The following is a 23725-nucleotide window of genomic DNA, read 5'->3' as shown; positions in this document are numbered from 1 at the left end:
GGGCTCGGGCCTCCAGGGGCGCCGCGGCTGCTGCTTGACCCGCACCGCACCGGCGGTCGCGGCGGTCAGCGGCATACGGGCGTCAGGAGTGTTCATGCGCAGATCCTGTGGCCCGCGCCGCCGTCCCGGCAAGCAAATTTCGGCGCGGAACCGTCCCCCGACCCGGTGCGGTTCGGCCAGATCACCGGATTCACCGATCTGGCTGAACTTGCGGTCGCCCCATAGGTGCCCCGGGCATCTAATGAAGATCGGCACGACGTACGACATTCGTCTGCGAGGTCTTCCATGAACGAACTGACGGACCTGACGGAACCCACGACCCCCGCGCCGGCCGAACCCGTGGCCTGGCCGCAGGACCGCACGTGCCCCTACCACCCACCCACCGGCTACGATCCGCTGCGCGACGGGGCCCCGCTGTCCCGTGTCACGCTCTACAACGGCCGCACCGTCTGGGCGGTCACCGGCCACGGCACGGCCCGGGCGCTACTCGCCGACGCCCGGCTCTCCAGCGACCGCCGCCGGGACGACTTCCCGATGCCGAACGCCCGGTTCGCGGCGGCCCGGGAGCGCCGCAAGGTGGCCCTGCTCGGCCTCGACGGACCCGAGCACCAGATCCAGCGCCGGATGCTGATCCCGGACTTCACCCTCAAACGCGCCACCGCGATGCGGCCGGCCATCCAACGGATCGTCGACGGTCTGCTGGACCGGATGATCGCCCAGGGGCCGCCGGCCGACCTGGTGAGCGCCTTCGCCCTGCCCGTGCCGTCCATGGTCATCTGCGACCTGCTCGGCGTCCCGTACGCCGACCACGAGTTCTTCGAGGCCCAGTCCAGGCGGCTGCTGCGCGGCCCGGCGCCCGCGGACTCCCTGGACGCGCGCGACAAGCTGGAGGCCTACCTGGGCGACCTGGCCGACCGCAAGAGCAAGGACGAGGCGCCCGGCGACGGCGTCCTCGACGACCTCGTCCACGAACGGCTGCGCGAGGGCGCCCTGGACCGCGACGAGGTCGTCTCACTCGCCCTCATCCTGCTGGTCGCCGGGCACGAGACCACCGCGAACATGATCTCGCTCGGCACCTTCACCCTGCTCCAGCAGCCCGAGCGGCTGGCCGAACTGCGCGCCGATCCCGCGCTGGTGCCCGCCGCCGTCGAGGAGCTGATGCGGATGCTGTCCATCGCGGACGGACTGCTGCGCGTCGCCCTGGAGGACATCGAGGTGGCCGGCGCCACGATCCGGAAGGGTGACGGCGTGCTCTTCGCGACCTCGGTCATCAACCGCGACGAGTCCGTGTACGACGACCCCGACACCGTCGACTGGCACCGCCCGGCCCGCCACCACGTGGCCTTCGGCTTCGGCATCCACCAGTGCCTCGGCCAGAACCTGGCCCGCACCGAGCTGGAGATCGTTCTGCGCACCCTGTGGGAGCGGCTCCCCGGCCTGCGGCTCGCCGCGCCGCCGGAGACGATCCCCTGCAAACCCGGCGACACGATCCAGGGGATGCTGGAACTCCCCGTGACCTGGTAAGAGGCTCCTGCCATGCACATCGAGATCGACACGGACGTCTGCGTCGGCGCCGGCCAGTGCGCGTTGACCGCCCCGAACGTGTTCACCCAGGACGACGACGGCTTCAGCGCCCTGCTCCCCGGAAAGGAGGACGGGGGCGGCGACCCCCTGGTCAAGGAGGCCGCCCGGGCCTGCCCGGTCCACGCCATCACCGTCAAGGAACCGACGGGCTAGCCACCGGCGCGCCCGCGCGGCAGTACCGGGCCCTCGGCGACCGCCCCGCAGCCGCGAGCTCAGGCGGCCCGCAACAGCATCCGGGCCGCCTCCCGGGCCTCGGCCGCCGGCGCCGTGCCGCCGGTGATCCCGGCGGTGACCATCGCCCCCTCCGCCAGCAGGAACAGCGGGCCGGTGAGCGCGGTGTCCAGTCCGGCGCCGGCCACCAGCCCCGCGAGGTAGTCCCGGAACGCCTGCTTGTGGTCCCGCACCCGGGCCGCCACCCGCTCGGAGGTGGCGCCCAGCTCGCCGTACGCGTTGATCCAGGCGCAGCCCCGGAAGTCCGGCTCGCCGAACCAGGTCTCCAGCCAGTCGAACACGGCGAGCGGCCGCTCCCGCGGGTCCCGCCGCCGCTCGACGTGTTCGGCGAGCCGCTGCCGCCAGCGCGCGTCCCGGCGCTCCAGGTAGGCCACCACCAGCTGCTCCTTCGCCGGGAAGAGCTGGTAGAGCCGTTTCAGGGAGACGCCGGAGGCGCCGCGTATGTCGTCCATGCCGACGGACTGCACCCCACGCCCGTAGAACAGCCGCTCCGCGGCGTCCAGGGCCTGTTCCCGGGCGACCGCGCTGTCCATGACCACTCCCGGACCACACCTTTCCTTGACGTGAGAACCAACGTTCTCCTACCGTAGCAGCGAGATGGAGAACGCACGTTCTCAAAGCGAGGAGGAGACCATGGCCGATCGCCCGCCCCTGCCCCCCTTCACCCACGAGACCGCGGTGCAGAAGGTCCAGGCGGCCGAGGACGCCTGGAACACCCGAGACCCCGAGCGGGTGGCGCTCGCCTACTCCGAGGACTCGGTCTGGCGCAACCGCGGCACCTTCGTCACCGGCCGAGCCGAGATCGTCGAGTTCCTCACCGCGAAATGGGCCAGGGAACTCGACTACGCCCTCCGCAAGGACCTGTGGGCCTTCGACGGCGACCGCATCGCGGTCCGCTTCCAGTACGAGTGCCACGACGCGGAAGGCCGCTGGTGGCGGTCGTACGGCAACGAACTGTGGGAGTTCGACGCGCACGGGCTGATGACCCGGCGTGAGGCGAGCATCAACGACGTCCCGATCGAGGAGCACGAGCGCCGCCTCCACGGCCCGCGCCCGGCCTCCGAGCGGGGCCTGTCCTTCCCGCTCCGGTAGCCCCCGCATAGGGTTCCCGGATGACCGACGAGCCCCGCAAGCCCTTCCTCTACCTGGTCGTCTGCGCCGCCGGTGTCGCCGCGGGCGTCGGCAGGCTCATCACCGCGGCCCGGGAACGCGGCTGGGAGGTCGGTGTCATCGCCACACCCGTCGCCATGAACGGCTTCTTCGACACGGCGGAGGCGGAGGCGTGCACCGGCCGCCCGATCCGCTCGGCCTGGCGCGGCCCCGCCGACCCGCGGCCCTTCCCGCCGCCGGACGCGGTGGCCGTCGCCCCCGCCACCTTCAACACCGTCAACAAGTGGGCCGCCGGGTTCGCCGACACCCTCGCCGTCGGGACCCTGTGCGAGGCGCTCGGCCTCGGCGTTCCCATCGGGGTCCTGCCCTGTGTCGCCGACGCGCTGGCCGCGCACCCCGCCTACCAGGAGAGCCTGACGCGGCTGCGCGGGCTGGGCGTCCGCTTCGGCGACCCGTACACCGGGGCGCCCGAAGCGGGCGGCGGGCGCCCCGAGTTCGCCTGGGAGCGGGTGCTCGACCTGCTGGAGCACGGCTGACGGCGACCCACCGCCCCGCCTCGGCAGGAGACCGGACAGCCGGCCGACGTACGCTCGCCTGTGTACGGAGTGATCTCGACGGCGGGAGACAACGATGGAGTACGTGAAGCTCGGCCGCACCGGCCTGGACGTGTCCCGGATCTGCCTCGGCTGCATGACCTACGGCCTTCCCGACCGCGGCAACCACGAGTGGACCCTCGACGAGGAGGCGTCCCGCCCGCTCATCCGGCAGGCACTGGAGTCGGGCATCAACTTCTTCGACACCGCGAACGTCTACTCCGACGGCACCAGTGAGGAGATCGTCGGCAGGGCACTGCGCGACTTCGCACGCCGCGACGAGATCGTCCTCGCCACCAAGGTGCACGGCCGGATGCGCCCCGGCCCCAACGGCGGCGGCCTGTCCCGCAAGGCGATCCTCTCCGAGATCGACCACAGCCTCAGCCGCCTCGGCACCGACTACGTCGACCTCTACCAGATCCACCGCTTCGACCACGGGACTCCCGTCGAGGAGACGATGGAGGCCCTGAACGACGTCGTCAAGGCCGGCAAGGCCCGGTACATCGGGGCGAGTTCGATGTACGCCTGGGAGTTCTCCAAGGCGCAGTACACCGCCGAGCGGGGCGGCTGGACCAAGTTCGTCTCCATGCAGGACCACTACAACCTCCTCTACCGCGAGGAGGAGCGCGAGATGCTGCCGCTCTGCGCCGACCAGGGCGTGGGCGTGCTGCCCTGGAGTCCGCTGGCCCGGGGCCGCCTCACCCGCGACTGGGGCACGGTCACCGAGCGCAGCTCCAGCGACAACTTCGGCAGCACCCTCTACCAGGAGGGCGACCGCGCGATCGTCGAGGCGGTCACCCGCATCGCGGACGACCGGGGCGTCCCCCGCGCCCAGGTGGCCCTGTCCTGGCTCCTGCACCAGAGCACGGTGACGGCCCCGATCATCGGCGCGTCCAAGCCGAACCATCTCGAGGACGCGGTGGCCGCGGTCGGACTCCGCCTCAGCGAAAAGGAGTTGGAGGAACTGGAGCGGCCCTACGGCCCCCGTCCCGTCTCCGGCCACTGAGAGTTCCGGGGGTGCGTCACAACCGCGACGTACCGCACGGACCGGCTCCCTCGCTCTCCAGCAGGGGGACCCGCTCCCCGCTCATGGTCAGCGTCCGGTAGTAGGCGCCGATCCGCTCCGCCGACCGTCCCACGTAGTGCCCGATGAACGAGCGCCGGAACCGCTCGCCCGAGCGGTTCGGCTGTGACCCGTGCACCAGGCTCCCGTTGAAGAACAGGACATCCCCGGGGGCCAGGTCGACCGGCACCGCCGCGAGCCCCTGCGGCGGTGCCACGTACTCCCGGGCGAACGACAGGTCCTCGTCCGACTCCTCCGGGCAGAACAGGTCCATCCGGTGCGTCCCCGGCACCACTTCCAGCCCGCCGTTCTCCCGGTCGATCGCCTCACAGGCGACCCACGCCGCGACACAGGTCCCCGGCTCCACCCGCAGATAGAAGTTGTCCTGGTGCAGCGCCTGCCCCCGGGCGCCCGGCGGCTTGAAGTAGAACATGCTCTGTGCGGCCAGCACCTCCTCCCCGAACAGCCCCTCCAGGACCACCCGCAACCGCGTGTCCAGCAGGAACCGCCGGGCGAGCGCGCTGATCTCGTGCGGCTGCATCACCCGGGGGTACCGGTGCAGCGGATCCGCCGTCGGCCCCGGCTCGAAGTGCCCCGGCACCGGCAGCCCGGCCGCGTGCAGCGCCGCGAACTCCGCACACAGGCGGTCGATCTCGTCGTACCCGAACAACCCGCGTACGACGGTGAACCCGTCCTCCTCGAACCGCCGCAGCATGCCGGCGTCGATGCCCGTGACTGTCATACCCTCGCTCCTCGATCCGTCGTCCTGGACCTGTCACGCTAGGCCGACGGGCCGGCCGAGAGGATGTCCATGAACGCTGAGGGATTGCCCGAGACCGCTGTCCCGGCTCCGCCGCCGGGCATGGTCGTCACCGGCCGCTACGACCAGGGGCCCGGCTACCGGATCAACCGGTCCCAGGGTTCCGGCAGTTGGCTGCTCATCTGGACCACGCACGGCGGCGGCCTGATCCGGCAGGGGGCCGCCCGGACCCGGGCGCGCCCCGGTGACCTGGTCGTCCTCGGCCCCGGGGTCCCGCACAGCTACTCGGTCGAACCCGGCGTGGACCGCTGGCGCTTCTGGTGGACCCATTGCCAGGCCCGCCCCGCGTGGGCCCGCTGGCTGGGCCCGTGCGCCCTGGGTGACGGCATGTACGCCGTCGGCGCCCCGGCCGGCGCCCACCCGCGGATCGAGGCGGCCTTCCACCGCATACTCACCGACTCCCGCTGGTCCGGCACCGGCGCGCCACCCCCGCCCGACGAGCCCGCCACCCCTGGAGCGGGTGAAGCCGCCACCCGCGCGCCGGACGGAACCGCGGCGGCCGAACCGTGCGAAGCGGCTGCCCCCGTGCCGGGTGAGGGGCGGGTGGCCGTGGCGCACGTCAGTGCGGCGCGGGAACTCGCCCTGTGTGCGCTGGAGGAGGTCGTCCTGCTCGCCGCGGCCGGCGCGCACCGGGCGCCGGCCGGTCCGGACGCCCGGGACGAGCGGGTGCGGCGCGCCGAGGAACTGATCGCCGCCGACCCGGGCGCCCCGCACACCGTCGGCACGCTCGCCGCGCGTGTCGCGCTGTCGCCGTCCAGGTTCGCCCACCTCTTCACCCGCCAGACCGGGGTGCCCCCGATGCGTGCGCTGCGCGAGGCGCGGCTGCGGCACGCCGCCCGGCTGCTGGAGAGCACCGACCTGACCGTCGAGCGGGTCGCCGCCGCGTCCGGATTTCCCAGCCCGTTCCACTTCAACCGGGTCTTCCGCGAAAGCCACGGTGTCCCGCCCGGCGCCTACCGCTCCGGTGAACGCCCCTGAAAGCAGGCGCCATTGGTTCACCTCACGCCGCCGGGCGGGCGACCTGCGCAGGTCGGGCCATGGTCCAATGGTTGGGGTCGAGGTCACGGCGGTCGGCTGTGAATCCCCCCGGTAATTACGATGTCGATACGGCGACACAGCACGAACTCACTCATTGACGATTCGTCAAACAAAGGCCGCGTCCGGGTATTGCGCAAAACCCCGGCATCCCTTGTTCTGCCCTGCTGGCCTGTGCAAAGGTGTGCCGTGCCGGCAGGCGGGTAATTGTTTTCACCCCCTGCATGCGCGAGGCCGCTCCCGTTCGCCCCCCACGCTTCAAAAGAGCTGCCGACGGCGGACGTTCCGTGCCGAACCCCCCAACAGGCCCGTCCCGTCATGCTGTCGGCCGGGTCGCATGCCGGTCGCATACCCGTTGGTATGGACCGAATCCCGCGTTGCGTCTGGAAGGAATGCAGTCGTGAATGACGCAGGCCTGGGGAATTCCCCTACCCCCGCCCGGCCGTTCGACGTCACCGACGAACAGCTCAGCGCCGAGCTGAAGCAGTGGACGGGCACCGCGCCCGCCCTGCACCCCGTCGGTGAACTGCTCGACCGGCACTGGGAAGCGGCCTTCGCCTACGCCCGTCTGTGTACGGACGGGACGCGCGGCGCGGGAATGCTCACCACCGCCGCGTTCACCCGGCTCTTCGGAGAGTCCCTGCGCCAGACCGGCCCCACCGCCGCCTGGCGCCCCCAACTGCTGGTGACGGTCCGCCGTATCGCCGCCGAATGGGACAACGACGGGCGTGGCGAACTCCTGCACCCCGAACTGCGCGCCGGCACCGGGGAGCGGGCTGCCGCCCGGCTGCTGCCGCCCGCGAACCGGCGGCTGCTCTCCCGCGCCTTCCAGCGCCTGACCCAGTCCTCGCGTGCCGTCCTGTGGCACATCGAGGTCGAGTCGGAGCCGCTGTCGACCCCCGCCGCGCTGCTGGGCCTCGACGAACAGGACGCGCGGGTCGAACTGCGCCGGTCCCGCGAGCGGCTGCGCGAGGAGTGCCTCCAGGTGCACCGTGAACTCGCCCACGAGGACGAGTGCCAGCGGTACGTCCGGATGATCGACGTGACCTTCCGGCGTGGCGGCAGCGACATCGACCGGGACCTCCAGCAGCACCTGAACGGGTGCAGGCACTGCCGGTTCACCGCCGACCAGCTCCACCAGTTCAACGGCGGCCTCGGCCTCGCCCTGGCGGAGGCCGTGCTCGGCTGGGGTGCCCGCGGCTACCTGGAGTCCCGCGCGGGTCTCACCGAGGTGCCCGCCGAACCGGCGCCCGTGCCCGCCGGCGGTTTCACCGGCGGCGAGGCCTTCGCGCCGGCGGGGCCGGGCAAGGACCTGGTGGTGCACCCCGCCGCCTCCCGGCGCGCCGAGCAGCGCGCCGCCCGCCGGGCGCGCCGCCGTAACCTCACGGTGGCCGTGGGCACCGTGAGCGGTCTGGTCGTACTGCCGCTGGTGCTGTGGGCGGTGCTCGGCACCGGTGACGACTCCGGGACGGCCGCCGCCAAGCCCTCCGCCAAGCCCGGCGCCGGCAGCGCCACCTCCGGCCCCTCCTGGATCGGCAGCAACCGGACCACCCAGGGCACCCTGCGCGGCCGCCTGCACAACATCGCCTCGGGCCTGTGCATCGGCGTGGTCGGCAAGGAGGCCGTCAAGGGCGCCGAGACCGAACTCGCGGAGTGCTCGTCGGCCGCCGGCCAGCAGTGGACGTACGACGCCGACGGACTGCTGCGCAACGGCGCGGACCCCGGCCTGTGCCTGGACTCGCACCTCGGCTACTCCGTCCGGCTGTCGCCGTGCTCGGCCACCGGGACCGGCGGCCGGAGCATCCGCTACGACTTCACCCTCCAGGGCGCCCTGGTGCCCCGCTGGGACCAGGACCTGGCGCTCGCCCCGGCGGCGACCGACGGCGGCGGTTCCCTGGTCGTCAAGACCCGGGCCGACGTCAGCGCGCAACGCTGGGTGATGGACACCTCCCAGCCCGACCTCCAGATGCAGATCGTCAACTGGGACGCCGAGACCACGCCGTCGCCCACCCCGCCCCCGACCGCCGCCCCGTCGGTCAAGGCGGCGCGGACCCCCACGCCGACGCCCTCCCCGTCGGCGTCGAGCACGACCGCGCAGCCGGCACCGTCGAGCGGCGCGACCGGCTACAACCCGTGCGAGGAGTACCCCGGCTACTGCTACGGCGGCGGTCAGTACGGCGGCGGTCAGTACGGCGACGGCTGGGGCGGTGGCTACGGCGGCGGCTACGGCGGCGGCCGCCACCGCTGAGGCCGCCGCGGTCTCAGCGGTGGTGCGGCGGCGGTGGCGGCATGGTGGTCAGCTCCGGCGCTCCCTCCGGCCACACCAGCAGCACCGGGCAGGGCGCGTGGTCGACGACGAAGCGCGCCGCCCGGCCCAGGCTGTGCGGTCCGAGCCGGGACCGGTCGCCGTCCCGGGCGACGATCAGCAGACCGGCCCCCTCGGCGGCGGCCACCACCTCCCGCTCGACCCGTCCGGTCCGCTCCAGCCGAGTGCACGGCCGCCCCAGCCGCGCCCCGGCCGCGTCGAGCAGCTCCGCCGCCGACGTGCCGCCGAGTTCCACCAGCCGCCGCTCCGGGTCCGGTTCCGAGCCCGCCCGGCCCAGCAGCCCCGCGAACGCGCCGTGCGCGAGCCCGGCCGTCCCCGGCTCGGTCACGTGCAGCAGCGTCACCTCGGACGCGTCCCGCGCGTGCGTACGCACCGCGTCCACACAGGCCGGCCAGGTCCCCTCGACCAGCCAGACGATCACCCGCATGTCCATGGCCTCCCGTCCAGCGCCCGACCGGATCCTGACCAGGCCCCGACCGGCTCCCGACCAGATCCGACTACTCCGACCAGATGTGGATCCGACGAATCCGACTAGATGCCGATCACCTGGAGCGACCCCCACAGTGCCACCACCGCACCGCCCAGCGCGACCGGCACGGCGAGCAGCCCCAGCCGGGTGAACTCGCCGATGTCCACGCCGTGGTCGTGCTGGTGCACGATCCTGCGCCACAGCAGCGTCGCGAGCGACCCGGCGTAGGTGAGGTTCGGCCCGATGTTCACCCCGAGCAGCACCGCGAGCACCGCGCCGGGACCGTCGGCCGTGGCCAGCGGCAGCAGCACCAGCACCGCCGGCAGGTTGTTGATCAGGTTGGCCAGTACGGCGGCGAGCGCCGCGATCCCGAGCAGCGCCGGCAGCCCGGTCCCGCTCGGCAGGACGTGCCCGAGCGCGTCGGCGAGGCCGTTGTCGACGACCGCCCGCACCACGATCCCGAGCGCCAGCACGAACGCAAGGAACGCGGGCGCCGCGGCTTTCACGACCGTCAGCGCGGTCGCCTGGCGCCGTGCCAGCGCCCGCCCGGCCAGCACCAGCGCGCCCGCGCACGCGGCCCACGCCGGGTCGACGCCCACCGCCGAGGTGAGCACGAACCCCGCGAGCGTGCAGCCGACCGTGACCAGCGCGAACAGCGGCAGCCTGGGCGGCTCGCCGGTGTCCTTCGAACCCGGGGCCGCCGAGGACAGGTCACGGGCGAAGAACCGCCGGAACACCAGGTACTCGGCGCCGATCGCGACCAGCCAGGGCAGCACCATCAGCGCCGCGAACCGGGTGAAGCCCAGCCCGCTCGCCGCGAACGCCAGCAGGTTGGTCAGGTTGGACACCGGCAGCAGCAGCGAGGCGGTGTTCGACAGGTGCGTGCAGGCGTAGACATGCGGTTTCGCCCGGACTCCGGACCGGGCCGCCGTCGCGAACACCACCGGCGTCAGCAGCACCACCGTCGCGTCCAGGCTCAGCACGGCGGTGATCACCGACGCCAGCGCGAACACCGCGGTCAGCAGCCGCACCGGCCGCCCCGCCGACCAGCGGGCCATCCATGCCCCACAGGCCTGGAACAGGCCCTCCACGTCACAGAAGTGGGCGAGCACCAGCACGGCGGCGAGGAAGCCGACGACCGGGCCCAGCTGTTCGGCCTCCGCCCGGGCGTGGTCGAGGGAGATCGCCCCGGTGGCGATCACCACCAGCGCCGCCGGTACGGCGAGGGCCGCCTCCGGCCAGCCGCGCGGCCGGATCACGGCCCAGGCGAGCACGGCGGCGAGCAGGACGACGGACAGGGTCTCGGCGAGGGGGGTGTTCAGGGCGCGTTCCTCTGGACGTGATCAGATGCGGTCCGCCCATGAAAGCAGACCGCGGTTACGAGGACGGGGTACCCGCCGGGCCGAGGAACTCGGCCCACCCGCCCGTGGGCTCCTGCCCCGGATTCAGCGTGCGCAACTTGCGCAGCACCGCCTGGTCCTGCGCCTCCAGCCACGCCACCAGCTGCTTGAAGGACACGAAGCGCACGTCGTCGTGCTCGGCCATCCTGCCGATCGCCTCCTCGACGGCGTCCATGTAGATGCCGCCGTTCCAGCGTTCGAAGTGGTTGCCGATGAAGAACGGCGCCCGGTTGGTGGAGTGGGCCCGCTCGAACCCCGCCACGTAGCTGTCCCGGGCCTGGGTGCGCCAGGCGTCGTACTGCGTCTTGTCGCCGAGCGGGTTGCCGGCGGACTGGTTGTACATCATGTTGTAGTCCATCGACAGGACCTGGAAGGAGTGCCCGGGGAACGGTATGGATTGCAGGGGGAAGTCCCAGATGCGGTTGCCCTGCACCTTGCCGGGCCAGATCTGGAGGCCGCCGGGGGAGCTGGCGTCGTACTTCCAGCCGAGCGCGGCCGCGGTGGGCAGCAGGTTGGTCTGGCCCTCCAGGCACGGGGTGCGGCCGCCGATCAGTTCCTTGCGGTAGTCGAAGGGCAGCGGCTCCAGGTCGGTGAAGCCGGTGTTGGTCTTCCACCTGGTGACGAAGTCCATGGCCTGGTCGATCTCGCTGCGCCACTCGGCCGGGGACCAGTTGCGCACGCCGTCGCTGCCGCAGAAGTGGCCGTTGAAGTGGGTGCCTATCTCGTGGCCCTCCAGCCAGGCGGAGCGCACCTGCTGGAGCGTGGCGTGGATGTGCCGGTCGGAGAGGTAGCCGATCGCGGAGGCGCCGACCTGGTGCCGCGGCGGGTGGTAGAGGTTCTTCTTGGACTCGGGCAGCGTGTAGATGCCGGAGAGGAAGAACGTCATCTTCGCGCCGTGGTCGGCGGCCACCTTGCGGAAGCGGGAGAACAGCTGGTTGCTGAGCTCGCCCGCGCCGTCCCAGGAGAACACCACGAACTGCGGGGGCTTGGTGCCGGGCGCCATGCGCGTCGCCGCCGGCTGGTGGGGCTGGGCGCCGGTGTCGGCGGTGGAGCCGTCCCCGATCAGCTTCAGCGGTTTCGTCGGCGCCCCGCCGCCGCTGCCGCTGCCGGCGCCGGAACCGTCGCCGTCGAGTGTCCACGTGCCGTTCGAGCACCCCGACACGGCGCCCAGCGCGCCCAGGGCGCCGGCTGTCGCGCCCGCCGTCAGCACCCGCCTGCGAGAGATGCCGCTCATGTCCGTCCCCGATCCGTCGTCCCGGCCCCTCGTGGAGCCGCTTCCTGCGTGGTCGTCGGGTGTGATGGGCGGTCCGGCGGAAAAGATCGGAGCCGGCCGTGCGTGTTGCACGTCTGTGACAGTCGTGGCCTGGACATGACGAACCCCGCTGCCGGGGGACGGCAGCGGGGTGCGGGGTGGTGCTCCGGCTAGGGGCGCGTGCGCAGTCCGTCGAGGATGAGCGCGAGCATGTGGGGGGCCCGGTCCCCGGGGCCGGCCGCGGCGCGCCAGAGCGCGCCGGTGAGCTGGAGGAAGTCGGCGGGATCCGCGTCCGCGCGGATGGTGCCGTCCGCCTTGCCGGCGTCGAGGAGCCGGGTGATGGCGGCGATGACGGGGCCGTAGCTCTGCTCGGCGATCGCCTGGTGCGCGCCGGCGCTCAGGGCGTCCCCGAGGCCGTGCTTCTTGCGCATCGCCTCGACGAGACCGGTGGTCCACTCCCGGAGCGCGTCGAGCGGCGGCAGCTCGGCCAGCAGGTCGGGCACGGTGCCGGTGATGCGGGTCACCTCGTCCTCGTAGACGGCCAGGACCAGCGCCTCGCGGGTGGGGAAGTTGCGGTACAGGGTGCCCGCACCGACGCCGGCGCGCTGGGCGACCTGGTTCATCGAGGCACCGCTGTTCTCGGTGAACGCCTCACGGGCGGCCGCGAGGATGCGTGCCCGGTTCTCGCGGGCGTCGGAACGGACCACTGGACCTCACCTTGCTAAGTGGAGAACTCTCCACTACGTTATCCGGAGAGCTCTCCACTTATTTTAGAGGGGCACCATGCGCTACATCAAGCTCGGCACCACGGGCCTGGACGTCTCACCGATCGCCGTCGGGGCGATGACCTACGGCGAGCCCGACCGCGGGCACCCCGTCTGGTCGAAGGGCGAGGAGGAGGCCCGGCCGCTCGTCCGGCACGCGCTGGAGGCGGGGATCAACTTCTTCGACACCGCGAACATGTACTCGAACGGCTCCAGCGAGGAGATCCTCGGCCGGGCGCTCAAGGACTTCGCCGACCGCGACGAGGTGGTGATCGCCACGAAGCTGCGCCACCCGATGCGGCCGGGAGCGAACGGACGGGGGCTGTCACGGAAGGCGGTGATGACCGAGGTCGAGCATTCGCTGCGTCGGCTCGGCACCGACCACATCGACCTCTACCAGATCCACCGCAACGACCGGACCACCCCGTGGGAGGAGACCCTCGAGGCGCTCAGCGACCTCGTGAAGGCCGGCAAGGTCCGCTACCTCGGCGCCTCGTCCATGCACGCGTGGGAGTTCGCGAAGGCCCTGCACCTCCAGAAGCAGCACGGCTGGGCGCGGTTCGTGTCCATGCAGGACCACTACAACCTCCTCGCCCGCGAGGAGGAGCGCGAGATGATCCCGCTCTGCCTCGACGAGGGCGTCGGCACGGTCATCTGGTCCCCGCTGGCCCGCGGCCGTCTCGCCCGCGCCTGGGACGACGCCCGCGCGACGCCGCGCTCCGAGACGGACGGCGCGTACGCGGACATGCTCTACACGCCCGCTGAGGAGGCGTCCAACCGCGCGATCATCGACGGGGTCGGGCAGGTGGCGGACGCCCGCGGCGTCAGCCGCGCACAGATCGCGCTCGCCTGGCTGCGCCGCCAGCCGGTCGTCACCGCACCGCTGGTCGGCGCCGGCTCGACCCGGCAGATCGACGAGGCCGTGGCCTCCCTCGACGTCGAACTCACCGACGACGAGGTGCGCGCCCTGGAGGCCCCGTACACCCCGCGGTACGACTGGCAGGGCGTCTCGGACGAAGCCGAGCTGGAGGCCGTCCGCCGGCGCATCCCCGGCATGGCACTCGCATGAGGGCGCCGACGACACCGGTCCTGGTCACCGGAGGCACCGGATTCATCGGGAGCCGGTGCGTCCTGGCACTGCTGGACGCCGGGTACACCGTCCGCACCACAGTCCGCGACCCGCGGCGGGAGCCCACCCTGCGGTCCTGGCTGCACGCGGCCACGCCGTTCGACGACGACCGCCTCACGGTCGTACGGGCCGACCTGGAACACCCGGACGGCTGGGACACCGCCGTCGCCGGCTGCGCGTACGTCCTGCACGTGGCCTCGCCGACCCTGCGCGGTACGCCGGCGGACGACGACGCGCTGGTGGTCCCGGCCCGGGAGGGCGTCCTGCGGGTGCTGCGCGCCGGCCGCGACGCCGGTGTCCGCCGGACCGTCCTGACGAGCGCCTTCGGTGCCGTCGGGATCGGGCATCCGCCGCGCTCGGCCCCCTTCACCGAGGAGGACTGGACGGACGTCGACAGCGACATCCCGCCCTACCAGCGGTCCAAGACCCTCGCCGAGCGCGCCGCCTGGCGGTTCGTCGAGGACGAGGGCGGCGGTATGGAACTGGCGGCGGTCCATCCCGTGGGCGTCCTCGGGCCACTGCTCGGCCCGGACGACCCGCCGTCCCTGCGGCTCGTGCGCAGGATGCTCGAAGGACGGGTTCCCGCCTGCCCTCCCTTCGGGATGGGCTTCGTCGACGTGCGCGACGTCGCCGATCTGCACCTGCGGGCGATGACCGACCCGGCGGCCGCCGGCCAGCGCTTCCTCGCCACCGCCGGGCCCAGCCTGCGCGTCGTCGAGATCGCGCGCATCCTGCGGGACCGCCTGGGGGAGCGCGCCGCGCACGCTCCCACCCGTGAGATGCCCGTGTGGCTCGCCCGCGCACTGGGCGCCGTGAACCCGGAACTGCGCCTGCTCAGGCACCAGCTCGGCCGGGACCTCGACGCCACGAGCGCCAAGGCGGAACGGCTCCTCGGATGGCGGGCGCGCCCCATCGAAGACACCGTCACGGAGACCGCCGAGAGCCTCCTCGCCCACGGCCTCGGGAGCTGACCGGACCGAGAGGGGTGATCAGGCGCCGGTGCCGGCGCTGAACACGTTGAGGCGCACCGCGGAGGAGTTGCCGGAGACGGGGACCGGGCCGCCCTTCCAGGCGACCTTCAGCGAGTTCTTCTCGTCGGGCGGAGTGATCAGCAGCGACGCCGGGGTCGCCGTCTTGGCACCGCTGATGTCCGGGCTGGAGAAGGTCAGCCCCGCCCAGGCGCTCTGCCCGGACTCGAGGGTGATCGTCCGGGCGGTGGTGCCGGTCTCCCGTTGCGGGTCCGGGCCGAGCTGGGTGCCGGAGGCGGTCACGAAGGCGGCGCCCGGATAGCCGCGCACGGTGCAGGTGCGGGGCGAGGTGTTGGTGAGCACGATCGGGAAGTTCTCCTGGCCGGCCCCCGGGTCGTTGCCGCCCACCGAGGCGTTCAGATCGGAGGTGTGACAGCGGGTGCTGCTCGCGGTGGTGGTGCCACCGCCGCCCGTCGAGCCGCCCCCGTTCGCGGAGTCGCCGGTCGCCGAGCCGGTCGCCGAGCCGGCCGTCCCCGACGACGGGGAACCGGTGCCCGCCGTGCCGGAAGCCGTGCCGGAAGCCGTGCCGGAGTCGCCCGGACCCGCCGAGTTGCCGGTCGCGGGCGCGGCCGTGCCCGAGACCGACTCCGGGGTCTTGCCCTGGCCGCCGTTGCCGCAGGCGGTCAGGAGGCCCAGAGCGGCGACCGTGCTCACGAGCAGGGCCGCCCCGCGCCGCGAGGACTGGGACGTGTGCGCCATCTTTCTCAACACTCCTGGAGGTCATGGCATGCGTTCGAGGCGTGCCCGCGGCGCGGCGTGCGCCGTCACCACCATCCGATGCGACGAGCGGCGGAAAAGTTCGGGGCACGCTGATATTTCATCGGGTCAGGTGACCCGGAGCGACCGGAGTATGCCGTCCGTGGTATGGCCGTCCGCGGCGCCCTTCTGCCGCACCTGCACGTACACCTGGGGCTGGGCGTCCCCGCCGGCCGGGACGAGGGCCGCCTCCTGGATCGAGCCGCCCGCGCCGGAACAGCCGCTCCAGGTCCGCACCCGGCCCTTCCAGGCGGTACCGGTGAAGGCACGGCTGCCGTCGTACCGGCAGCCGGAGTGGGACAGCGCGTTCACCTCGGCCGTGACGTCGCCGTGCTCGCTCAGGCCGATGAAGACGCCGTTCACGCCGGTCGTCAGGTCCTGCCACCGCGACACGTCGTCGGCGACCTCCAGGCCCGGCTCGTGACCCGACGCCAGCCCGAGGGCCTGCGGGTTCCAGCCGGAGTTCCGCAGCTCGCCCGCCCACCCGGACGGCACCTCGGCCACCAGCCGCCCGGTCGAGTCGGCGACCCGCGTCTCGCCGTCCGCCGTCCCACCCCGGTGCAGCAGGGTGACCCCGACCGCGGTGCCGCCGGCCGCGAGGACCGCGGCGAGGGTGAGCGTGACCGCGTTGAGCCGCCGCCGGACACCGTCCAGCCGCTTCGGCCGCCGGGCCGCGGAGCGGGCCGCCAGCCGGTCCAGCTCGTCCGCGAAGGCGTGCGCGGTGGGCCAGCGCCGCTGCCGGTCCGGCTCCATGGCCCGCATCAGCGCCCGCTGCACGTCCTCCGCGAGGTCCGGCCGCAGCCGCTCCGGGAGCACCACCCGCCCCGGCGCCCCCGGCACCGTCGCGGTCACCAGCTCGTAGCCCACCGCGCCCAGGGCGTAGATGTCGGCGCGGGCGTCGATGCCCTCGCCGGGCTGGGCCTGCTCCGGTGGCTGGTAGCCCGCCGAACCGGCGGCGAGGGTGAGCCCGGACGCCTGCGCCAGGCTCTTCGCCAGCCCCAGGTCGGCCAGCAGCACCCGCCTGGTGCCGTCCGGCGCGGTGCGCAGCAGCACGTTGGTCGGCTTGATGTCACGGTGCACGATCCCCGCCTCGTGCAGGTCCGCCGCGCCGCGCGCCGCCAGCGAGGTCAGCCGCAACGCGTCCGGCACCGGCAGCGGGCCGCCGGCGAGCAGGTCGGCCAGGGTGCCCGCGTCGGCGTACTCCATCACGAAGTACGGCCGTCCGTCCGGGAGTTCGCCGATGTCGTAGACCTGCACCACCCGCTTCGAGTCGGCCCGGCGCAGCAGTCGCGCCTCGGACAGGAAACGGTCGTGGATGTCGAGACGGTGGGACCAGTTGTCGGCGAGGACCTTCACCGCGACCGGGGCGTCCAGCTGGTCGTCGTGGGCGAGCCAGACCGTCCCGAAGGCACCGGTGCCCAGGCGCCGTTCGAGGCGATAGCGGCCGATCCGCTCCAGGGGTTGCATACGACTATCATGCCTGGCCTGAGATCGACTTCGAGGGGGACCTCCCGTGCCGGACGCCGCGCTGACCGAAGACCTCGCCCGGCGGGCCGCCGCGGGCGACCAGCGGGCCCTGAACCAGTTGCTGACCGAGGTCTGGCCCGACGTCGTACGGCGCTGCGGGCGCTTCCTGCCGTGCCGTGAGGACGCCGAGGAAGCCGCCCAGGACGTGCTGCTCCAGATCTCCCGGAAGATCGCCACGTTCGAGGGCCGCAGCCGCTTCAGCACCTGGCTCTACACGGTCGTCGCGAACTGCTCCCGGCAGAAGTACCGCGACCTGAAGCGGCGGGCGGCCGAACAGCCGGCGGCCATCGAACCGGCCCAGTACGTCGACCCGCGCACCACCAGCGTGATCGCGGGCTCCCGGATCGACCTGCTGGAGGCACTGGACCGGCTGGAGCGGGAGCACCCGCAGCTGGTCGCGCCCCTCGTCTACCGGGACATCTGCCAGCTGGACTACGCGGAAGTCGCGGAGCGGGTGGGGATCCCGCTGGGGACGCTGAAGTCGCGGCTGCACGAGGCACGCAAGCAGGTCCGGCCGTGGCTCAGCGCGCCCTGACAGCACTGAGGGCCGCGCACCGGCGGCCCCTTTCCCTCTCCCTTCTCAACGTATAGCGCACTGGGGGGCTTGCCGCAAGGCCCCCCTTGTCCCGCAAAATCGCAGGCCGAAGACAGGAACCGCGGTGATGGGGGATGTGTCGAGTGCGTGTTTTGCTGATGGGGTACGGGTCGCGCGGGGACGTCGAGCCGTTGGCGGGCCTCGGGGCGGCGCTGCGTTCGCTCGGGGCCGAGGTGCGGGTGTGCGCACCGCCGGACGCGGAGTTCGCCGAGCTGCTGGCCCGTGCGGGGGTACCGCACGTGCCGTTCGGTCCGTCCGTACGAGCGCTGGTGACCAGGCCGAACCCGTCGCCCGGGGACGCCTTCAAGCTCGCTCCCGAACTGGTCGCCGCGCACTTCGACACGGTGGCTCCGGCGGCCGAGGGGTGCGACGCGCTGGTGGCGACCGGGCTGATGCCGGCCGGGGCGCGGTCGGTCGCCGAGAAACTGGGCATCCGCTACGTGCTGGCCTGCTACCACACGGCCGGGCTGCCGTCCTCGCGGTTCCCGCCGGCGCGCCGGCCGGGCCGCCCGGACCCCGCCGACGCCGACCTGGCGACGCTGTGGAAGGTGGACGCCGAGCGGGTGAACGCCCTGTACGGGCAGGCGCTCAACACGCACCGGGCCGCGCTCGGCCTGCCCCCGGTGGACAACGTCCGTGACCACGTCCTCACCGACCGGCCCTGGCTGGCGGCCGACCCGTTCCTGGCCCCCTGGCAGGACATGACGGATCTCGACCTCGTGCAGACCGGGGCGTGGGTCCTGCCGGACGACCGCCCGCTCCCGGCCGAGCTGACGGCCTTCCTGGAAGCCGGCCCACCGCCGGTGTACGTCGGCTTCGGCAGCATGGCCATGCGCGGCGCGCCGGACGCCGCCCGGGTGGCCGTCGAGTCGGTGCGCGCCCAGGGCCACCGGGTGCTCGTCGGGCACGGCTGGGCGGAACTGAACCCGGGCGGCGCATCGGACGACTGCTTCGTGACCGGTGAGGTCAACCACCAGGCACTGTTCCGCCGGGTGGCGGCCGTCGTGCACCACGGCGGTGCCGGCACGACGACGACCGCGGCCCTGGCGGGGGCGCCCCAGGTGGTCGTTCCCCAGGTCGTCGACCAGCCGCACTGGGCCGCCCGGGTGGCCGCACTGGGCATCGGGGCGGCCCACGAGGGCCCGACCCCCACCGTCGACACCCTCTCGGCCGCGCTCGCCACGGCCCTCACCCCCGAGACCCGCGCCCGCGCCACCGCCGTGGCCCCCTCGATCCGCGCCGACGGCGCGACGGTGGCGGCCCGCATGCTCCTCGACGGCAGCTGACCCACCCCTCCCGCACCCCCGCGCCCGCCCCCACGGCCCCGTCCGTCATGTCCGGTCGGGCGCTCCGCCCGTCCGCATCCCCGGACGGGCGGCCCTCTCCTGGAGCTGATGCAGTGAACCCCCTCACCACCCGTGCCTTCGAGCTGCCCGAACGTCTCTCCGCCAAGGCCGATCCGGTGCTGATCGGTGGTGACGAGCGGCACTTCGCCGCCGTCGCCGACTGTCTCGCGCAGTCCATCGCCGAACTGTCCGAGCGGCTCGACGCCGAGCTCAGGGCGCCCGGCGGCACCGGCCGGGCCGCGATGGACCGGGACACCGAGATCCACCGGCTGACCGGACGGCTGCGCACCCTGCGCCGCTTCGGCCTGGACCTGTGCCTCGGGCACATCGTCCCCGCCGACGACCCCGAGCCCGTCTACATCGGCCGGCTCGGCCTCACCGACGGCGAGGGCCGCCGGCTGCTGCTCGACTGGCGATCCCCGGCCGCCGAGCCGTTCTTCGCGGCGACCCACGCCGACCCGATGGGGCTGCGCAGCCGCCGCAGGTACCGCTGGACGGACGGCCGGGTCAGCGACTACTGGGACGAGGTGTTCACCGCCGACGGGCTCGACGGGCACGCGGCGCTCGACGACCAGTCGGCCTTCGTGGCGAGCCTCGGCGCCGACCGGTCCGCACGCATGCGTGACGTGCTCGCCACCATCCAGGCCGACCAGGACGCCGTCATCCGCGCCGGGTCCCGGGGCGCCCTCGTCGTCGACGGCGGTCCGGGCACCGGCAAGACCGTCGTCGCCCTGCACCGCACCGCCCACCTCCTGTACGCCGACCCCCGCCTCGGCCACCGGCGCGGCGGGGTGCTGTTCGTCGGCCCGCACCGGCCCTACCTGAACTACGTCTCCGACGTGCTGCCCAGCCTCGGCGAGGAGGGCGTGCAGACCTGCGTCCTGGCCGACCTCGTCGACGAGGGCGCCGACGCGGCCCCCGAGGCCGACCCCGAGGTGGCGCGGCTGAAGTCGTCCGCGGAGATGGTGCGGGCGATCGAGACGGCGGTCCGCTTCTACGAGGAGCCGCCCACCGAGGCGATGACGGTCGGCACCGACTGGGGCGACCTGCGGCTGACCGCCGACGACTGGGCCGACGCGTTCCGCGCACCGGCGCCGGGCACCCCGCACAACGAGGCCCGCGACCAGATCTGGGAGGAACTGGCCACCATCCTGCTGGACAGGTGCGCCGGTGAGGACGTCACGCCCGAGCAATTCCTCGCGTCCGTCCGGCGGGACCGGGACCTGGTCGACGCCCTCCACCGGGCCTGGCCGCTGCTGGATCCGGCCGACCTGGTCGGGGACCTCTGGACGGTGCCCGCCTACCTGCGGATGTGCGCCCCCTGGCTCGGCCGGGACGACGTGCGGACGTTGCAGCGCGCCGACGCGCACGCCTGGACCGTCTCCGACCTGCCGCTCCTGGACGCGGCCCGGCAGCGGCTCGGCGACCCGGAGGCGGCCCGGCGCGGGCAGCGGCGGCAGGCCGTCCTCGCCGCGCAGCGCGAGCGGATGGCGCAGGTCGTGGACAACCTGATCGGGGCGGTCGCCGACTCGGGCGCCGACGGTGACGACGGCGAGGGTCTGGTCAGGATGTTGCGCGGCGCGGACGCCCGGGTCAGCCTGGTCGACGAGTCCGAACTGTCCACCGTCACCCCGGACCTGCTCGCCGGGCCGTTCGCGCACATCGTCGTGGACGAGGCCCAGGAACTCACCGACGCGGAGTGGCAGATGCTGTTGCAGCGCTGCCCGTCCCGCAGCTTCACGATCGTCGGCGACCGCGCCCAGGCCCGGCACGGATTCACCGAGTCGTGGCGGGAACGCCTGGAGCGGGTCGGGTTCGACCGGATCACCATGGCCTCGCTGAGCATCAACTACCGCACGCCCGAGGAGATCATGACGGAGGCCGAGCCGGTCATCCGGGCGGTGCTGCCCGACGCCAACGTGCCGACCTCGATCCGCCGCGGCGGCCTGCCCGTGGTCCACGGCTCCGCGTCCGAGCTGGACGCGGTCGTTGACCGCTGGCTCGCCGCCCACGCCGGCGGCACCGCCTGCGTGATCGGCGCCCCCGGCTTCCCCGCCACCGACCGGGTCGGATCGCTGCCCCCGGCGCTCTCGAAGGGCCTGGAGTTCGACCTGGTGGTCCTGGTGGACCCGGCGGAGTTCGGCGAGGGTGTCGAGGGCGCCGTCGACCGCTACGTGGCGATGACCCGCGCGACCCGGCAACTGGTGATCCTCACGAGCGGTGCCCCGGCGGGTCCGGCGGGGTCAGCCGTCCTGGTCGAGCAGTGACAGTTCGGCCCAGATCGTCTTGCCCTCGGGGGTGTGTCTGCTGCCCCAGCGCTGGGTGAGCTGAGCGACCAGCAGCAGGCCCCGGCCGCCCTCGTCCCAGGTCTTGGCCCGGCGCAGGTGCGGGGCCGTGTGGTTGGTGTCGGAGACCTCGCAGATCAGCGTGGTCGTGTCGTGGATCAGCCGCAGCCGGATCGGGTGGGCGCCGTACCGGATGGCGTTGGTGACCAGTTCGCTGACCACCAGCTCCGCGGTGAAGGCGGCCGCGCTCAGGTCCCACACGTCCAGCTGCTCCACGACCCGCTTGCGAATCTGCCCGACCAGGGCGGGATCGGCGGGGACGTCCCAGGTCGCCACCCGGGACGCCGGCAGGCTCTGGGTGCGGGCCAGCAGCAGGGCCACGTCGTCGGCGGCACCGCCCGACGGCAGGAGGGCGTGCAGGATCCGGTCGCAGGTCTCGTCCAGGGAGTCGCTGTACGCGGCCAGTGCCTCGTGCAGGAGCCGGCGACCGGTGTCCGGGTCCAGGTGCCGGGAGGTGATCAGCCCGTCCGTGAACATGGCCAGCACGGTGCCCTCGGGCAGTTCGATCTCGGTCGACTCGAAGGGCAGCCCGCCCAGGCCCAGCGGGGGGCCCGCGGGCAGGTCCACCTCGTGGAGCCGGCCGCCGGGGCGCAGTACGACGGGGAGCGGGTGGCCGGCCCGGGCCAGCGTGCAGCGCCGGGACACCGGGTCGTAGACGGCGTACAGGCAGGTCGCGCCGACCTCCCCGGGACTGCCCTCGCCCCCCTGTTCCTCGGAGAGCCGGAGCACCAGGTCGTCGAGGTGGGTGAGCAGCTCGTCCGGGGCCAGGTCGATGTCGGCCAGGGTGCGTACGGCGGTCCTTAGCCGGCCCATGGTCGCCGAGGCCTGCACCCCGTGGCCGACCACGTCCCCGACCACCATGGCCACCCGCAGCCCGGACAACGGGATCACGTCGAACCAGTCGCCGCCCACTCCGGCCCGGGCCGCCGGCAGATAACGCGACGCGGCCCGCAGGGCGGCGGTGTGCGGCAGCGTCCGGGGCAGCAGACTGCGTTGCAGGGCCAGCGCGGTCTCGCGCTCGCGGGAGAAGCGGCGGGCGTTGTCGATGCAGACGGCGGCCCGGGCCGTGATCTCCTCCGCCAGCAGCACGTCGTCCGCGGTGAACGGGTCGGGCCGCCGGTGCCGGGTGAGCACCGCGACCCCCAGGGTCACCCCGCGCGCCTGGATCGGCACCGCCATCGAGGCGTGCACGCCGAACTCGCGCACCCGCTCGGCGCGCGCCCGGTGCCAGGTGAGCCACTTCGTCATGTCGCCGGACGGCACGGAGGCCACGATCGTGCGCCCCGCGATCAGGGAGTCGGCCTGCGGGGAGAAGGCCGGGTAGGACTCGGTGTGCCCGGGCTTGAGCACCGCCTCGGGGATGCCGGGCAGCACCGACTGGTGCGCGGTGCGGCGCAGCGTGAGCGGTGCCCACAGCCGCACCGGCAGATCGCCGCCGTACTCCTGCGGGTCCAGCAGGTCGACGGTGACGAAGTCGGCGAGCGCGGGCACACACACGTCGGCGAGCTCCTGCGCCGTCCGGGCGACGTCCAGGGTGCTGCCGATCCGCACGCTCGCCTCGTTGACCAGCTGGAGCCGCTCCCTGGCCAGGTAGTTCTCGGTGAAGTCGTGCGCGGCCAGACACACCCCGCGCACCCGTCCCGCCGCGTCGGTGACCGGCGCCATCCGGGCCAGCCAGGCGTGTGCCACGTCCTCGCCGCCGGTGCGCGTGTAGGTCTGGACGTCCAGCGGGCGGCCCGAGGTCAGCACCCGGAGCATGTTCCGCTCCAGTTCCTCGCTCTGCGGCCGGCCGCCGATCTCCTCGATCCGCAGGCCCCGGATGTGTGCCTCGGGCAGCCCGATGACCTCGGCCATCGCCTCGTTCACCCGGCGCAGCCGCAGTTGCTCGTCGTAGACGGCGACGGCGCACGGCGACTGCATCAGCACCGCCCTGTCCAGCGGGTCGTCCGGGCCGCTGGGGCCGCCGCCGTCCAGCGGGGAGACCACCAGCCAGTGGCCGGGGCGCTCGTCGCTCGCGGTGCGGTGGTGGGCGAGCAGCCAGACCGGCAGCGTACGGCCGTCCCGGTGGCGCAGTCCCAGCACGCCGTCCCAGCGGGCGCCGGCGGGTACGGACACGGTGGCGTCGCCGGCGAGCAGCCGCGCCGCGGACCGGCCCACGACCTCGTCGGCCGGGTGGCCGAGGAGCCGCCGCGCGCCCTCGTTCCACTCGACCAGCGTGCCGTTCTCGTCGATGACAGCCCGGGCCGTCGCCGCATCGTCGAACGGATAGACCCGGCTCATCTCGCCACTCCCAAGGCACACTCACAGTCAACAGGTGCACCACTCGTGTTCAGGGTAGTGCGTCGGGCCCGC

General features: G+C 73.4%; 21 protein-coding genes. 12 read left to right on the top strand and 9 right to left on the bottom strand.

Translation table 11 applies throughout. The features are described from left to right. Positions 1-285 precede the first annotated feature (285 nt). Both AAW13_RS03330 and AAW13_RS03325 read left to right on the top strand, forming a co-directional pair. Positions 286-1524: a cytochrome P450 gene (locus AAW13_RS03330; RefSeq protein WP_046733892.1), complete on the top strand. Its 1239-nt coding sequence runs from the start codon at positions 286-288 to the stop codon at positions 1522-1524. 12 nt (positions 1525-1536) lie between these two features. Continuing rightward, on the top strand, positions 1537-1737 hold the full coding sequence (locus tag AAW13_RS03325; protein ID WP_046733891.1) for a ferredoxin: 201 nt from the start codon (positions 1537-1539) through the stop codon (positions 1735-1737). A 59-nt stretch (positions 1738-1796) separates the two neighbouring features. Here the strand turns inward: AAW13_RS03325 and AAW13_RS03320 are convergent, their stop codons facing one another. Then, positions 1797-2348 (bottom strand): TetR/AcrR family transcriptional regulator, encoded by a 552-nt coding sequence (locus AAW13_RS03320; RefSeq protein WP_046733940.1) that lies wholly within the window; start codon positions 2346-2348, stop codon positions 1797-1799. Positions 2349-2448: 100 nt separating this feature from the next. Here AAW13_RS03320 and AAW13_RS03315 point away from each other — a divergent pair, with 100 nt between their 5' ends. The 3 genes from AAW13_RS03315 to AAW13_RS03305 all read left to right on the top strand — a co-directional run bounded on the left by AAW13_RS03315 (position 2449) and on the right by AAW13_RS03305 (position 4524). Then, positions 2449-2907, top strand: coding sequence for a nuclear transport factor 2 family protein (locus AAW13_RS03315; protein WP_046733890.1), 459 nt, complete (start codon positions 2449-2451; stop codon positions 2905-2907). A gap of 20 nt (positions 2908-2927) precedes the next feature. Next, positions 2928-3461, top strand: coding sequence for a flavoprotein (locus AAW13_RS03310; protein WP_046733889.1), 534 nt, complete (start codon positions 2928-2930; stop codon positions 3459-3461). A gap of 94 nt (positions 3462-3555) precedes the next feature. Next, positions 3556-4524 (top strand): aldo/keto reductase, encoded by a 969-nt coding sequence (locus tag AAW13_RS03305; RefSeq protein WP_046733888.1) that lies wholly within the window; start codon positions 3556-3558, stop codon positions 4522-4524. 16 nt (positions 4525-4540) lie between these two features. Here AAW13_RS03305 and AAW13_RS03300 read toward each other — a convergent pair whose 3' ends face one another. After that, complete coding sequence (locus tag AAW13_RS03300) at positions 4541-5323, bottom strand: phytanoyl-CoA dioxygenase family protein (protein WP_046733887.1); 783 nt, start codon at positions 5321-5323, stop codon at positions 4541-4543. A gap of 69 nt (positions 5324-5392) precedes the next feature. On the opposite strand from AAW13_RS03300, the gene AAW13_RS03295 reads away from it, so the two are divergent. Together AAW13_RS03295 and AAW13_RS03290 are read left to right on the top strand one after the other, a co-directional pair. After that, positions 5393-6379, top strand: coding sequence for an AraC family transcriptional regulator (locus AAW13_RS03295; protein WP_071659408.1), 987 nt, complete (start codon positions 5393-5395; stop codon positions 6377-6379). A gap of 457 nt (positions 6380-6836) precedes the next feature. Then, the gene (locus tag AAW13_RS03290; RefSeq protein ID WP_071659407.1) at positions 6837-8684 is read left to right on the top strand and encodes an RICIN domain-containing protein; all 1848 of its coding nucleotides are present in this window, start codon (positions 6837-6839) and stop codon (positions 8682-8684) included. A 13-nt stretch (positions 8685-8697) separates the two neighbouring features. Here AAW13_RS03290 and AAW13_RS03285 read toward each other — a convergent pair whose 3' ends face one another. The 4 genes from AAW13_RS03285 to AAW13_RS03270 form a co-directional block, all read right to left on the bottom strand. Continuing rightward, entirely contained in the window at positions 8698-9189 is a 492-nt protein-coding gene (locus tag AAW13_RS03285; protein WP_046733939.1) for a universal stress protein, read from the bottom strand. Between the two features lie 104 nt (positions 9190-9293). Next, positions 9294-10553, bottom strand: coding sequence for an SLC13 family permease (locus AAW13_RS03280; protein WP_046733884.1), 1260 nt, complete (start codon positions 10551-10553; stop codon positions 9294-9296). A gap of 55 nt (positions 10554-10608) precedes the next feature. After that, positions 10609-11865 carry a polysaccharide deacetylase family protein gene (locus AAW13_RS03275; protein WP_046733883.1) on the bottom strand — a complete coding sequence of 419 codons (1257 nt, stop codon included), beginning with the start codon at positions 11863-11865 and terminating at the stop codon, positions 10609-10611. 188 nt (positions 11866-12053) lie between these two features. Continuing rightward, entirely contained in the window at positions 12054-12590 is a 537-nt protein-coding gene (locus AAW13_RS03270) for a TetR/AcrR family transcriptional regulator (protein WP_046733882.1), read from the bottom strand. A gap of 76 nt (positions 12591-12666) precedes the next feature. Here AAW13_RS03270 and AAW13_RS03265 point away from each other — a divergent pair, with 76 nt between their 5' ends. Together AAW13_RS03265 and AAW13_RS03260 are read left to right on the top strand one after the other, a co-directional pair. Continuing rightward, positions 12667-13716 (top strand): aldo/keto reductase, encoded by a 1050-nt coding sequence (locus tag AAW13_RS03265; RefSeq protein ID WP_046733881.1) that lies wholly within the window; start codon positions 12667-12669, stop codon positions 13714-13716. Continuing rightward, entirely contained in the window at positions 13713-14747 is a 1035-nt protein-coding gene (locus tag AAW13_RS03260; RefSeq protein WP_046733880.1) for an SDR family oxidoreductase, read from the top strand. Before AAW13_RS03265 ends, AAW13_RS03260 begins: the two co-directional genes overlap by 4 nt. 18 nt (positions 14748-14765) lie before the next feature. Here the strand turns inward: AAW13_RS03260 and AAW13_RS03255 are convergent, their stop codons facing one another. Beyond that, positions 14766-15503, bottom strand: coding sequence for a DUF4232 domain-containing protein (locus AAW13_RS03255; RefSeq protein ID WP_046733879.1), 738 nt, complete (start codon positions 15501-15503; stop codon positions 14766-14768). A 126-nt stretch (positions 15504-15629) separates the two neighbouring features. Continuing rightward, positions 15630-17027, bottom strand: a complete 1398-nt coding sequence (locus AAW13_RS03250) for a serine/threonine-protein kinase (protein ID WP_046733878.1) — start codon at positions 17025-17027, stop codon at positions 15630-15632. A gap of 46 nt (positions 17028-17073) precedes the next feature. Here AAW13_RS03250 and AAW13_RS03245 point away from each other — a divergent pair, with 46 nt between their 5' ends. The 3 genes from AAW13_RS03245 to helR all read left to right on the top strand — a co-directional run bounded on the left by AAW13_RS03245 (position 17074) and on the right by helR (position 21295). Next, the gene (locus tag AAW13_RS03245; protein ID WP_046733877.1) at positions 17074-17622 is read left to right on the top strand and encodes an RNA polymerase sigma factor; all 549 of its coding nucleotides are present in this window, start codon (positions 17074-17076) and stop codon (positions 17620-17622) included. 143 nt (positions 17623-17765) lie between these two features. Then, positions 17766-18968, top strand: a complete 1203-nt coding sequence (locus tag AAW13_RS03240) for a glycosyltransferase (protein WP_046733876.1) — start codon at positions 17766-17768, stop codon at positions 18966-18968. 113 nt (positions 18969-19081) lie between these two features. Then, positions 19082-21295: an RNA polymerase recycling motor ATPase HelR gene (gene helR, locus AAW13_RS03235; RefSeq protein ID WP_046734736.1), complete on the top strand. Its 2214-nt coding sequence runs from the start codon at positions 19082-19084 to the stop codon at positions 21293-21295. Here helR and AAW13_RS03230 read toward each other — a convergent pair. Further along, positions 21272-23653: a SpoIIE family protein phosphatase gene (locus AAW13_RS03230; protein ID WP_046734735.1), complete on the bottom strand. Its 2382-nt coding sequence runs from the start codon at positions 23651-23653 to the stop codon at positions 21272-21274. The genes helR and AAW13_RS03230 overlap by 24 nt on opposite strands. Between the last annotated feature and the right edge of the window lie 72 nt (positions 23654-23725).

The sequence above is a fragment of the Streptomyces humi genome, assembly GCF_001005085.2.
In the GTDB taxonomy this organism is placed as follows: Bacteria; Actinomycetota; Actinomycetes; order Streptomycetales; family Streptomycetaceae; genus Streptomyces; species Streptomyces humi.
Note: the sequence above shows the minus strand (reverse complement) of the source record. Positions and strands in the feature narration are given on the sequence as shown.